We start from the raw sequence: 13,180 nt of genomic DNA, 5'->3' as shown, positions 1-13,180 counted from the left end.
CTGGACCTTTCAATTTAGAAACACGTCTACTTGAATAGCCATTATTTAAAACTAACTCAACACATTCTTTCTTAAATGCATAATCATATTTTGATTTTCTTTCCATAAAAATACCCCAAATAGTGTCTAACTTTTTGGGGGCAGTGCAAAACGAGGTTGTTTTTTTCATGCTATTTTCTACCGATTTGTATTTTTTAGGGCTTGTGCAACGAAAAAATTAGCTGTTAGCAGAAGTAGCTTTATTACGCAATCTTTATGTTACTGTTCAGTAATTCAACATTGAAATTTACTTTTGCTTTTAATGCACTGAAAACTCTTAATATTGTTTCAACCGTCACATTCGTTGTGTTATTCTCAAGTTTTGAAATTTGGGCTCTTTGAACACCAATTAATTTCCCTAACTCTTCTTGGGTCATATTTCTTTCAAGGCGAACTTTTTTGATTAAGTCTCCTAAAATTTCCATTTGAAGTTCTTGTTCATAAAGCGTTCTTTTTACACCTCCAATTTCACCAATAAATTCATTCTTAATTTGGTCAAAAGTGAACATTTCTAATTCTTTTTCTTTATTTTTCATTTCGCTTAATTTTTATTTCAAAGTATTTCAACCTTATATTTTCGGCTTTTTCAATTTCTTTTTCAGGTGTTTTGCCCGTTTTCTTAATTATTCCGTGTGTTGCTAAAACTAATGTTTCAGTTTTTTCGGTTTTATCCCAAAACGCAAAAATTCTGAAATAAGTTTTGTTATACAAAGTTCTAAATTCCCAAATTTCACCTTTTAGTTTTTTAAACAGTTCGTTGTCGTTTTTAATTTTTGATTTGTCTATATTGAAAATAATCTTGTCTCGACTTTTTTCGTCTAATTCAAGAAGGAATTCTCTAGCCTCTGTCAAAAAAACAACTTCAAATTTATTCATTCAATTTACTTTTTGTTTCCATACAAAGATACAAATACAATTCGAATTGTTGAATTTTATTTTTTAAGGGATTGTTTTTCAGGAACATTATAAAAAACAATAATTTCACGTCCTAATCGTATCGTAATGATAAACTTCAAATAACTTTCGTAAGAAAACAACTTAAGCCACTAAATTCCCAGTCATGCAAAACACCTGTTAGTAGACCGGGCTATTTATTTATATTTTTGGTTAAATCAGTAATCCCAGCTTTTAAAACTTGCCACGATATTTTTGCTGTATCAATATCTGGATTAAAGCCACTACTCATTTGTTCATAAGGATGAATATAATTTCTAAAATCTCTTAAACTATGACTGTATTTTTTTTACATCCAGTCCTAAAATTCCAATACTATGTGATACATCAATAAAATTACTCAACGTCCAATCGTGAAATGGTAATACTTTACCCGTTTCTTTATTTTTGGGACTTGAATTACTTTGGTTAAATTCTCGCATTTTGGAAGTTGCTACACCTAATAAAATTCCTTCGAGGACACTTCCACACATTATTATTACAGATAAAGGTGCTTCATTTTGGATACTTTTATTGATTTCAATCAATCTTTTGTTTAAAATTTCGGTTACAGTATTGTCGATATTTAATTTGTACAAAGAAATTTCTTTAAACTCTTTGTTAAGAAATTCATTTATTGTCGTTGTTTCGTTTTTTATTTCTTCATTTTTAACTCCTAACAAACGATTTGCAATTTTCATACATTCTTTTGCCAGTAAATCTTCATTATTTTCTATTTGATGATTGTTTAATAATTTTTGAGTTTTCCAACATTCAATTAGTTCTTTAATAACGTTTCCAACATTAATATTTGATTCAAGTTGCCAAAAAGCTCTTAATCTTTTCGCTTTTGAATCTCCATAAATTTCAAATTTACTTTGATAAATATCTATTTTTGTAAGATTAAATATAATTTCTTGAAAAGAAGTGTTTGAAAAACTTAGAACATAACCGCTATCCATTCCTAATATTTTTTCAATCATTAACTTTTCAGATTGCTTAATTTCTGCCATTTATATTTTTTTTTACAATTTCCCTAAGCTGTTTGTCTACTATTCTATAAACGAAAAAAAACTTCGCCTATACACCCAAATCAGGACAGATTGGCGAAGGTTTTTTTCATTTCACATTTCTCAAAGATATTGATTTTTCTCACAAACATTCAAAAAATCTTTTAAGCTATTGAGTGCTATTTTACTGATTTTAGTTTTTGACTTTAAGACTCTTTCTTCAACATCTCTTTATACATTTCGATGTTTCCCTTAACTTTCTCATCCATTTCAGGCTCTTGAATATCAGTGTGTTTTTGCATTTCTTCCCAAATAATTTTGGCAACAATATACCGCGCCATTTCCTTATCATCAGCAGGAATGACATACCAAGGTGCATATTCTGAACTTGTATTGTTAATTGCTTCCTCGTAATAATGCATATAATCATCCCATCGATCCCTTTCTTTCAAATCGCCTGTCGAGAATTTCCAATTGTGTTTTTGTTCTTCCAGTCGGCGTAACAAGCGCTGTCTTTGTTCTTCTTTACTCATGTGTAAAAAGAATTTCAACATAATAGTCCCGTTTTGCGTAATGTGCTTCTCAAAATTATTTATTTGCTGCATTCTATTTTCCCAAAACTGTGGTGTAATATCGTCTACGGTTTCAATACCTGGCAAATTTTCATTCATAATATATTCAGGATGCACTCTGGTGACCAAAACATTTTCATAATGCGATCTGTTAAAAACCGTAAATTTTCCCTTTTCAGGCAAAACCAAATAATGTCTCCACAAATAATCATGTTCCAACTCCGTTGAATTCGGCGTTTTAAAACTATGCACCACCACACCACGGGAATTAAACTCTTTGAAAACTTCCCGAATCAAACTATCCTTTCCCGATGTGTCCATACCTTGCAAACAAATCAAAACGCCATAGCGATTGTGCGCATACATCACATCCTGTATTTCACTCAATTTTACTTGCACTTTATCTAATTTATCTTCCTTTTCATCATCACTATTTCCATTAAATAGGTTCGTAGGAATGTTGGACAAATCAATTTTGCCAATCACTTTAAAATCGTCGGGATTTATAGACTTCATAAGAAATATTTTATCTTTGTGAACTCAAATATAACAAATAATGAGGATTAATCCTGATGAATTTCAGGAGCATTTTCCTGCTGTACACTTGTATCTTTTCCTTTTTTAAAGAAAAAAAGGAAAAGGGAATTGCAAGAGTAATTCGACCATCAGGGCTAGGCACTCGTTTTCAAAACAAATACAATGGAAAAATTCACACTCGAATTACTCTTTCAAATCATCGGCATTGGTTCAGCATCAGGACTCATTTACAAAGACAATTCCCTACTGATTATTGGGGACAACAGCGGTTTTCTTTACGAATACCACATAGATTCCCAGGATTTAAAACGCCATCCGTTACTGGAAAACCCCACCGAAAACACACTAAAAAAAGACAAAGCTGATTTTGAAGCCATAACCCATTTTGATGATAGTTTGTATGTTTTTGGCTCCGGTTCCACCGAAAAAAGGAACAAAATGATACAACTCAACTCCAGCGATAAAAAGATAATTGCCACAAATGACATCGCCGATTTGTATGCAGTAATGCAAAATTTTGGAGAAATAAAACCCGAAGATTTCAACATCGAAGGCGCCATCTATAATGGCGAAAGTTGGTTTTTATTGAATCGCGGCAACGGCAGTTCCAATAAAAATGTTCTTTTCACCATCGAAGGAAAAAACCTGACCAACGATTTCACTATTCTTTCTAACGCCTACAAACTCCCAAAAATAAAAGGAGTGCGCAGTAGTTTTACGGATGCCGTTTTAGTTGACAACAGCATTTATTTTTTGGCCACAGCCGAAGATACCGAATCTACTTATGATGATGGCGAAGTTTTAGGAAGTCTTATAGGGAGAATCAATCTGAAAACCATGAAAATCGATTTCACTCAAAAAATTAGCAGTACCCATAAATTCGAAGGATTGACTTTATACACCAATTCAAAAGAAAAAATAGAGTTCCTGCTTTGTGAAGACAAAGACACCGAAATCTTAGAAACAGCTATTTATAAATTGACTTTGGACAAAAAATGATGTTCATTTCATCCAAAATAACAGAACGTTAAATTTAGATTAAATAGAAAATCAAAATAGATTTCAAATGCAAAACACACTACTTTTACAGTAAAATCAGCCTTTTATAGGCATCAAATAATTCATAAAATGACAGATTTAAAAAATAAAAATGCCCTAATCACCGGCGCAGGAAAAGGAATTGGAAAAGCGATTGCTTTGGCCTTAGCCAAAGAAGGCGTAAACATAATTTTGGTAGCACGAACACAGGACGAAATAGACAGTGTAGCGGCAAAAGTGCGTTCGTTAAGAGTAAAAGCACTGGCAATAACCGCTGATGTTGCTGATATCAATTCGGTAAATGCTGCCGTTGCCAAAGCATTAGCTGAATTTGGAACTATTGATATTTTAATTAATAATGCCGGAATAGCCGCTTTTGGAAAATTCTTAGAATTAGAACCAACCGATTGGGAACGCATCATTCAGGTAAACCTTATGGGAACGTATTATGTGACCCGTGCCGTGTTACCTAATATGATTGAAAGACAAACTGGCGATATCATCAATATCTCTTCAACAGCCGGATTAAGCGGAAATGCGTTAACGAGTGCTTATAGCGCTTCAAAATTTGCTGTTTTAGGATTAACGGAATCGTTGATGCAGGAAGTACGCAAACATAATATTCGTGTAACGGCATTAACACCAAGTACTGTTGCCACTGATATGGCAAAAGATTTAAAACTGACTGATGGAAATCCGGAAAAAGTCATGCAGGCAGAAGACATGGCCGAATTAATCATCGCACAACTCAAACTAAACCGACGCGTATTTATCAAAAACAGCAGTATTTGGTCTACGAATCCGTAATTTGTTTTTGTTTTTGTTTTTAAACATATAAGGCATATAAGCTTAAAATATAAAAACCATTAAGAAATTAAGTTTCATTAAGTTTTGCGCTTAATTTTCTTAATCTCTTAATGGTTTAAAAAACTTTCGAGTTACTTACTTAAATATCACTCTTATTCTCCTAATCTCTTTGTTTATTAAAGTCCTTGTTAGTCCTAAAAACTTAAATGACTTATATGTTTAATAATTGATTTAAACCAAAGTCGAAACAAAATCCATTCGCACACTTCCGTCTTCATCGATTTTTGTCAAATTGATTTCATGCAAGGTGTTTACTAATTCTGGATTCCAAGGTGTTTTTACTTTCACATAGTTTTCGGTAAAACCGTGAATGTACCCTTCTTTATTTTCACTTTCAAATAAAACGGTTCTATTGGTTCCCAATTGACTTTCATAAAAAGCACGACGTTTTTTAACCGACAATCCTCGTAACATTTTACTGCGTTTTGCACGAACATTGGTAGGAACAACTCCGCTCATGTCAGCAGCTTCGGTATTATCACGCTCTGAATACGTGAAAACATGCAAATATGAAATCTCCATATCATTCAAGAAATGATAGGTTTCCAGAAAATGTTCGTCTGTTTCGCCAGGAAAACCAACAATCACATCCACACCAATACAAGCATGTGGCATCACTTCCCGAATTTTATTTACTCTTTCCGTATAGACTTCACGCAAATAACGACGCTTCATTAACTTCAAAAGATCATTACTTCCGGATTGCAACGGAATATGAAAATGCGGTACAAAAGTTCTGCTTTTCGATACAAATTCTATCGTTTCATTTTTCAATAAATTCGGTTCAATAGACGAAATTCGCAATCTTTCGATTCCTTCTACTTTATCCAATTCCTGAACTAATTCTAAAAAGGTATGTTCGTGTTTTTTATTTCCAAATTCCCCTTTTCCGTAATCACCAATATTTACTCCAGTAAGAACAATTTCTTTAATATTTTGTTTCGAAATTTCAGAGGCATTTTTCAATACATTTTCCAGTTCATCACTTCTCGAAATTCCTCTTGCTAACGGAATGGTACAATAGGTACATTTGTAATCACAACCGTCCTGAACTTTCAAGAAAGCACGCGTTCTGTCTCCTATCGAATAACTTCCCACATAAAAATCAGCTTCGGCAATCTCACAGGAATGCACTTCACCAAAATCATTTTTAGACAAATCATTAATATAATCCGCCAATTTAAATTTTTCAGTTGCTCCAAGAACTAAATCCACTCCATCTACACTCGCTAATTCTTCCGGTTTCAATTGCGCATAACAACCTACTGCTGCAACAAATGCTTTATCATTCAATTTCATTGCTTTTCGCACGACTTGCTTGAACTGCTTATCTGCATTTTCCGTCACTGAACACGTGTTAATTACATACATATCAGCCACTTCCTCAAAATCGACGCGATCAAAACCCTCATCCTGTAAATTACGGGCAATCGTTGAAGTTTCCGAAAAATTCAGCTTACAACCCAGCGTATAAAAAGCAACTTTTTTTCTATTTTCCATAATTTATCTTAAACTAATGAAATCGTTGTCAAAAAATTTAAGTGCGCAAATTTACGAACAAAAACTTAAGAGTTAATATAAATCCCTTAAATTTGTTAAGATAGAAAAAATAAAAAATGACAAAAGTAGAAATATTGGATAAATTTAAATTAGACGTTTTTAATATTCCAATAGAAGCAAAAAAATTATCTTTTGATTTGAATTTTTTAGAATATGATGTTAGATATTATTTTTATGGGCTGTTTCAAAATACTGTAAATCAATATTACTTAGGATGGAATATTCTTTTTTTCTTTGAAGAAGTAGACTCAAAAAAAATATACAAATTGTATTTCGATGAAAATTTAGATGAATTTAAAAAAAATCATATTGAAAAACTATTTTTTATTCAAGATGCAAAACCCAAAGAAACATATCAAAGAAATTTAAATGGTAATTTGATTTTACGAAGCTTTGCTACTTTTGAAACTTGTATCAATCTAATTTTTGAAAAACTTTGCAACAAAGATGAATTTAATACATATGTAGCAAAGAAAATAAAGGACGAAAATTCATTTATAAATAATAATGATTTTAGTAATGCCCAAAAAGAGGCAATAATTAAAAAATTGACACCAGATATTTCGCTTCATAAAAAAATACGTTTTATAACAAAAAAAATGGGATGTTATGAAGAAAGGGAAAACGATTTAACCTTTATTGAATTTATTTCAGATTACAGAAACTGTCTTATCCATAACAATGGGATTTTTAATAAAAACGGACATGAAAAAGAATATTTTGGATCAAAATTTATTTTTGCAAAAGGTAAAGAACTTGTTATTCAAGAAGAGTCTTTATTAATAAATTGGAAAATATGTTTTGAAATGAAGGCTATATTTACAAGATTAATAACAAACTTAAATCACGATGGATTAATAGAATATCCTGATTGAAAACCAATAAATATATCTAACTTCTTATAAGTTTTTAATAATAAATCCATTTTTTCCTACTACCAAAATTCCAAAGGTAAATTAAGACAATTTTGAGTAGAAAGGATATTTTGCATATCACACAAACAAAAATAGCCGATATTTTACACAGTTTATAATGTAAAATATCGGCTATTTTTTATTTTTCGGATTTAACTATTAACTGATTAAAAATTAATTCAAAATAAACCTGCTCACAACTTCAGCCACACCGTGATCGTTATTGGAAGCTACAATAAAATCTCCTTTATCTCTCAATTCAGGATCTACATTATCGACCCAAACCCCCAATCCTGCATATTCAATCATGGTTAAATCATTCCCTGCGTTTCCAACAGCTATAATTTCACTTTGATGTATATCCAGTTTTTCTGCCAAAAATTTGATACTGGCTCCTTTATCAATTCCATTTTGTGCTACCTCAAGAAAAAAAGGCTTTGACATGCTGACACTAAGATGTGGCATAGCGGCTTTCAAATCTTTTTCTACTTCTTTTAAATAGCTTGGCTCCTCTAATAAAATACATTTTACAGCTGAAGACTGAACCTCATCTTTAAAACTAAGTACTTTATTATGTTCTAAACCTGTGATGTTCTTTTCAATTTCGATAAATTCAGAATCCGTTTCACTCACAATTTTCCCATCAACGTAAGTAATAATATGTGTATTACTTTTTAAACTGTAATCATACAATTCATGAATTTGTTCTTGGGTTAACGTTTGCTCAAAAATGACTTTATCTTGCTTTAAATCCGTAATGACAGCGCCATTATACGATATCATATACGAATCATCTAGTTGTAATTCTTTGGCATAAGCAGTCATTGCAGGCGTTGGTCTTCCGGATGCCAGAATAACATAAACCCCCAATTCCTGTGCCTTAAACAACATTTCTTTATTCTCGTTTGAAATGGTATGGTCATCGGTCAACAAAGTGTCGTCCATGTCCAAAACCAACATTTTATATTTCATCTAATTTTTTTTGCGAATGCGTTAAATACTCATTCTAAATTCTTCAATAACTGGATTCACTTTTGCAAACTCGGTTTCTTGAACGAATAATTCCACTGCTTGTCCCGAAGTTCCAAAACCTGCCAATCGAGCCGATTGTATATTATTTTTCAAAACGGTTTCTACACCAATTGCTTCAATTTTTTCTTTCAACGCCATTGCTAAAATTTCACTTCCCGAAAACACTTTCATTAATCCCATCGTATTGTATTTTTAATTATTTATTCCCGTTTTCCTCATCACCTTCTTGCTCCTCAAAATCTTCATCTTGATCTGCCTCAAAGTTTTCTTCCTCTTCAAAATCTTCGTCCTCATCCTCTTCGGTTCCATCAAAATCGAATTCAAAAGGCTCCACTAGCATTTTTTCAGCAAGGATTTCTATTCGATCTGTAAATTGTTCCGAGAATATAATACGTTGGGTTCTAACAATGCTATTCGAAATACGCATGATTTTAGTTTCATGACGCAATTTCAAAATTGGGTCTGCATCATCCAAAATAAACATTTTCAATCGGTTTACATTAAATCCAGCTGTGGTAAACATTTCACTTAACTTATTTGGAGTCCCAATCAACACGTCAATTCCGCTAGAAATATAATTTTTATCGTATTCCATATCCCCTTTATCATGAACACCATAGACTTCTAAATTAGAATTCTTTCCGTATTTTTCAAAAAGTGATTCCATTTCCAATACTTTAGCTTTGTCTTCAACAATAATTAAAGCTCTTGGTGATTCTTCGTTTGCGCCTGCCAATTTCTGAATTACATTCAGCACAATTGTTGTCGATTTCCCGCTTCCTTTTGGTGCAATAATAATACAATCCGAACCACTTTTCATTGTCGAAAATGTTTCTTTTTGCATCGCATTGGCCTCAGTCAAACCGTTTTCAATTAGGGCTTGTTGTAACTCTTCGTTTATTTTTTTTAGTTTCATATTTTTAGTTGTACGTTATAAGATATAAGATATAAGGTTAAACAAATAACCTACAACTTATAACCTATAACTATTTACTTACTTGCGAATAACTTTACATCATTTTCGGAAATTTCGCTTCCGCCAAGGATAATCAAGCGTTCCACTACATTTCGTAATTCACGGATGTTTCCCGTCCAATCGTATTCCTTCAATAAATTAATCGCTTCTTTTGAGAATTTTTTGACTGCATTTCCTTGCTCCGAGGCAATTTTATCAGCAAAATGCGAAATCAACATCGGAATATCTTCTCTTCTATCATTCAACGCAGGAACTTTTATCAAAATTACTGCCAAACGATGGTATAAATCTTCACGGAAACGACCTTCGGCAATTTCCTTTTTCAAATCTTTATTCGTTGCCGCTACGACACGAACATCAACTTTAATGTCTTTATCCGCTCCCACTCTGGTAATCATGCTCTCTTGTAAAGCACGCAATACTTTGGCTTGTGCCGAAAGGCTCATGTCCCCAATTTCATCCAAGAAAATAGTTCCTTTATCAGCGGCTTCAAATTTTCCAGCACGATCTTTCACTGCCGATGTAAAGGCCCCTTTTACATGACCAAATAATTCGCTTTCTATTAATTCAGATGGAATAGCAGCGCAGTTCACTTCAATTAAAGGAAAGTTAGCTCTTTCACTTCTTTCATGCAATTGATGCGCAACCAATTCTTTTCCGGTTCCGTTTGGTCCCGTGATTAAAACTCGGGCTTCCGTTTGGGCAACCTTGTCAATCATCAGTTTAATGTGATTAATGGCTTCGCTTTCGCCAACCATTTCGTAGTTTTTGCTGACTTTTTTCTTCAGAATTTTATTCTCTACTACGAGTTGTTTTTTGTCTAAAGCGTTGCGAACCGTATTCAACAATCGATTTAAATCCGGTGGTTTTGAAATGTAATCAAACGCACCCAAACGCATCGTATTGATTGCCGTTTCCATATCGCCATGACCAGAGATCATAACCATTGGGATTTCGGGTTTGATTTTTTTGACTGCTTCCAGAACCTCAACGCCATCCATTTTGGGCATTTTGATGTCGCACAAAACCAAATCGTAATCGTTGTTTTTTATTTTTTCAAAACCTGCAACACCATCTTCGGCTTCTTCAACCTGATAGGTGTCGTTTTCTTCAGAGAGTATTTTTGTAAGTACTCTTCGAATTGCGGCTTCGTCTTCTATGATTAGTATTTTTGACATATTTTAATAATTTGTTTAATCGTTAATTTGGTTATTTGTTTAATCGATTAAACGAATAACCAAATAACCGAATTAATCTAAATTTAATATTTCAACCAGCGGTACATTTCACTCCACGTTGGTTTTTTGCCGTACATGAGTATTCCTATTCGGTATATTTTTGCGGCAAACCAAACTACAAAAAAGAAGCTTCCGAATAATAATGTTACTGATATTGCAATTTGCCACAAAGGTACGCCAAACGGAATTCGCATGAGCATTACGATTGGTGAGGTAAGCGGAATCATTGAAAAAACGACTGCAATTGTCCCGTGCGGATCATTGATAACAGTGAAAAATCCAACGTAAACGCTCAACATTAACGGCATAATGATAGGCAGAAGAAACTGCTGCGAATCCGTTTGATTATCAACTGCAGCGCCAATTGCCGCATAAAAGGAACTGTACAGAAAATAACCGCCAATGAAATAAATCACAAAGCCAACAAGGATACTTATAATGGGTAAATTCCATAATTCCTTAATATACATTTGGGCAGTTCCGGTCATTTCCTGCTGTGCAGTATGCATCAATTCAGGTGAAACGCTGGCTGTTGGTCCCACATTTACCCCAAAAAATACGGAGGCAGCAAACATTAATGACATTCCGATTATTGCCCAAATAAAGAATTGCAGCAATCCTGCTAATGAAGTTCCTATGATTTTACCCATCATCAATTGAAAGGGTTTCACCGAGGAAATTATGATTTCTACTATTCGGCTGGTTTTTTCTTCGATGACGCTTCGCATCACCATGTTTCCGTAGATGATTATGAACATCATAATAAGATATCCAAATGCGCCGCCGATGCCTATTTTGATTTCGTTAAGCCCTTTGACGCTTTCTTCACCAGATGCTTTTGTCAAGCTGATATTCACTTTTGACTGGGCATTTTTAATAGCCAATGTATCTAAATGTGCTTTTTCTAAATTGTTTTTGGTCAGTTTACTTGCTATTACATCCTGAACATTTTCAATGAATGACATACTGGGACTGCTGTTTGAAATAAACTGGATTTTACTTTCGAAATCCTTGGAATTACTCGCTTTTGGAATGTATAACAATCCTTCATAGCTTTCATTTGTGATACTGTCTTTAAGGAATTTTAAATCTATTAAAGACAAATCAAGGTATTTGTACGCTTTATTTTTATTGTTTTGCGACGTAAATTCCTTTACAAACATACCCGATTCATCATGAATAGCGATTCTTTTGGTATCTGCTTTCATGGAACTTAAATAGGCCACAAAAACGGCTATTCCCACAAATAGTAACGGACTTAAAAAAGTCATAACAATAAAAGATTTATTACGAACTTTGGCAATAAACTCTCTTTTTATAATTAATGATATGATGCTCATTTTTTAGACTGCTTAGATTTTTAGATTACTTAGATTTTTTAGAACGATTAGATTAGAAGACTGTAAAAAGTCTAACAATCTAAGAAGTCTAACCATCTATTGTGTTACTGTTTGAATGAAAATATCATTGACACTTGGGATTTTTTCTACAAAATGCGTTACCTGACCGCATTGTGTCAGGATATTCAACAATTCGTTTGGCGTGGCATTTCCGAGTTGAATTTCCAGTTTTAATTCGTTGTTCAGTGATTTAAAATTAGCTGGACCAACGGTAAATTGCTGCGTAATAGCATACATCAAACCTTCTACATTCTCCGATAAAATACCCACTTCAAAACTATTGGTTTTAAATTGTCTTTTTACATCGTCCAGTTTTCCTTCAATCAGTTTATTGGATTTGTGAATCAGCGCAATATGATCACATAATTCTTCTACGCTTTCCATGCGGTGTGTCGAAAAAATTATGGTAGCTCCTTCTTCTCTCAACGCCAGAATTTCATCTTTGATAATATTGGCATTTACGGGGTCAAAACCAGAAAAAGGTTCGTCAAAAATCAACAGCTTTGGCTTGTGCAAAACGCATACCACAAACTGAATTTTCTGCGCCATTCCTTTAGAAAGTTCTTGGATTTTCTTGTTCCACCAGCCTTGAATTTCTAATCTTTCGAACCAATACTCCAGTTGTTTTTTGGCTTCAGCCTTAGAAAGTCCTTTCATTTGAGCCAAATACAAGCATTGTTCTCCCACTTTCATCGTGTTGTACAATCCTCTTTCTTCCGGTAAATAGCCTATATATTGAACGTGTTTGGGTTGCAGTTTTTCACCATCCAAAATAATTTCACCACTGTCAGGCAATGTAATTTGATTTATAATTCGGATAAGTGATGTTTTTCCGGCTCCATTTGGACCTAAAAGTCCGTAGATACTTCCTTTGGGAACCATTAATGAAACCTCGTTAAGCGCCACATAATCACCGTATTGCTTGACAACTTTATTCACTTCAAGAATATTACTCATGCTCATTTTTTAATTGGTGTAAAAGTAAATAATTAGTACCGAAATACTTAGAATAGTTACATAAAAAACCCATCCTTATTTTAACAAGGATGGGGAATATATTTTTT

General features: G+C 33.3%; 14 protein-coding genes. 3 read left to right on the top strand and 11 right to left on the bottom strand.

Going from position 1 to position 13,180, the window contains the following annotated elements:
• Positions 1 to 242 precede the first annotated feature (242 nt).
• From ACNQGX_RS02935 to ACNQGX_RS02920, 4 genes are all read right to left on the bottom strand, one after another.
• Positions 243 to 575, bottom strand: coding sequence for a helix-turn-helix domain-containing protein (locus ACNQGX_RS02935; RefSeq protein ID WP_417973859.1), 333 nt, complete (start codon positions 573 to 575; stop codon positions 243 to 245).
• Entirely contained in the window at positions 565 to 915 is a 351-nt protein-coding gene (locus tag ACNQGX_RS02930) for a type II toxin-antitoxin system RelE/ParE family toxin (RefSeq protein ID WP_417973857.1), read from the bottom strand. The genes ACNQGX_RS02935 and ACNQGX_RS02930 overlap by 11 nt, the downstream gene beginning before the upstream one ends.
• Positions 916 to 1,265: 350 nt before the next feature.
• Entirely contained in the window at positions 1,266 to 1,985 is a 720-nt protein-coding gene (locus ACNQGX_RS02925; RefSeq protein WP_417973855.1) for a hypothetical protein, read from the bottom strand.
• A gap of 203 nt (positions 1,986 to 2,188) precedes the next feature.
• Positions 2,189 to 3,070 (bottom strand): PPK2 family polyphosphate kinase, encoded by an 882-nt coding sequence (locus ACNQGX_RS02920; protein WP_417973853.1) that lies wholly within the window; start codon positions 3,068 to 3,070, stop codon positions 2,189 to 2,191.
• 183 nt (positions 3,071 to 3,253) lie between these two features.
• Between ACNQGX_RS02920 and ACNQGX_RS02915 the strand changes: the two genes are divergently transcribed.
• Positions 3,254 to 4,090 carry a DUF6929 family protein gene (locus ACNQGX_RS02915; protein WP_417973851.1) on the top strand — a complete coding sequence of 279 codons (837 nt, stop codon included), beginning with the start codon at positions 3,254 to 3,256 and terminating at the stop codon, positions 4,088 to 4,090.
• Between the two features lie 129 nt (positions 4,091 to 4,219).
• Entirely contained in the window at positions 4,220 to 4,936 is a 717-nt protein-coding gene (locus ACNQGX_RS02910) for a 3-ketoacyl-ACP reductase (protein WP_417973849.1), read from the top strand.
• A 231-nt stretch (positions 4,937 to 5,167) separates the two neighbouring features.
• Here the strand turns inward: ACNQGX_RS02910 and mtaB are convergent, their stop codons facing one another.
• Positions 5,168 to 6,496 carry a tRNA (N(6)-L-threonylcarbamoyladenosine(37)-C(2))-methylthiotransferase MtaB gene (mtaB, locus tag ACNQGX_RS02905; RefSeq protein ID WP_417973847.1) on the bottom strand — a complete coding sequence of 443 codons (1,329 nt, stop codon included), beginning with the start codon at positions 6,494 to 6,496 and terminating at the stop codon, positions 5,168 to 5,170.
• Positions 6,497 to 6,612: 116 nt separating this feature from the next.
• Here mtaB and ACNQGX_RS02900 point away from each other — a divergent pair, with 116 nt between their 5' ends.
• Positions 6,613 to 7,431, top strand: coding sequence for a hypothetical protein (locus ACNQGX_RS02900; protein ID WP_417973845.1), 819 nt, complete (start codon positions 6,613 to 6,615; stop codon positions 7,429 to 7,431).
• 213 nt (positions 7,432 to 7,644) lie between these two features.
• Here the strand turns inward: ACNQGX_RS02900 and ACNQGX_RS02895 are convergent, their stop codons facing one another.
• The 6 genes from ACNQGX_RS02895 to ACNQGX_RS02870 form a co-directional block, all read right to left on the bottom strand.
• Positions 7,645 to 8,442 (bottom strand): Cof-type HAD-IIB family hydrolase, encoded by a 798-nt coding sequence (locus ACNQGX_RS02895; RefSeq protein ID WP_417973843.1) that lies wholly within the window; start codon positions 8,440 to 8,442, stop codon positions 7,645 to 7,647.
• A 21-nt stretch (positions 8,443 to 8,463) separates the two neighbouring features.
• On the bottom strand, positions 8,464 to 8,682 hold the full coding sequence (locus ACNQGX_RS02890; RefSeq protein ID WP_131917096.1) for a DUF2007 domain-containing protein: 219 nt from the start codon (positions 8,680 to 8,682) through the stop codon (positions 8,464 to 8,466).
• Positions 8,683 to 8,698: 16 nt separating this feature from the next.
• Positions 8,699 to 9,418, bottom strand: coding sequence for a DEAD/DEAH box helicase (locus tag ACNQGX_RS02885; RefSeq protein ID WP_417973841.1), 720 nt, complete (start codon positions 9,416 to 9,418; stop codon positions 8,699 to 8,701).
• Between the two features lie 74 nt (positions 9,419 to 9,492).
• On the bottom strand, positions 9,493 to 10,656 hold the full coding sequence (locus ACNQGX_RS02880; RefSeq protein WP_417973839.1) for a sigma-54-dependent transcriptional regulator: 1,164 nt from the start codon (positions 10,654 to 10,656) through the stop codon (positions 9,493 to 9,495).
• Between the two features lie 83 nt (positions 10,657 to 10,739).
• Positions 10,740 to 12,056: an ABC transporter permease gene (locus ACNQGX_RS02875; protein WP_417973837.1), complete on the bottom strand. Its 1,317-nt coding sequence runs from the start codon at positions 12,054 to 12,056 to the stop codon at positions 10,740 to 10,742.
• Positions 12,057 to 12,152: 96 nt separating this feature from the next.
• Positions 12,153 to 13,073 carry an ABC transporter ATP-binding protein gene (locus ACNQGX_RS02870; RefSeq protein ID WP_417973835.1) on the bottom strand — a complete coding sequence of 307 codons (921 nt, stop codon included), beginning with the start codon at positions 13,071 to 13,073 and terminating at the stop codon, positions 12,153 to 12,155.
• Positions 13,074 to 13,180 lie beyond the last annotated feature (107 nt).

This window comes from Flavobacterium glycogeni (genome assembly GCF_048286775.1).
GTDB lineage: Bacteria > Bacteroidota > Bacteroidia > Flavobacteriales > Flavobacteriaceae > Flavobacterium.
The sequence above is the reverse complement of the archived record's forward strand: the minus strand, read 5'-3'. Positions and strand labels throughout refer to the sequence as shown.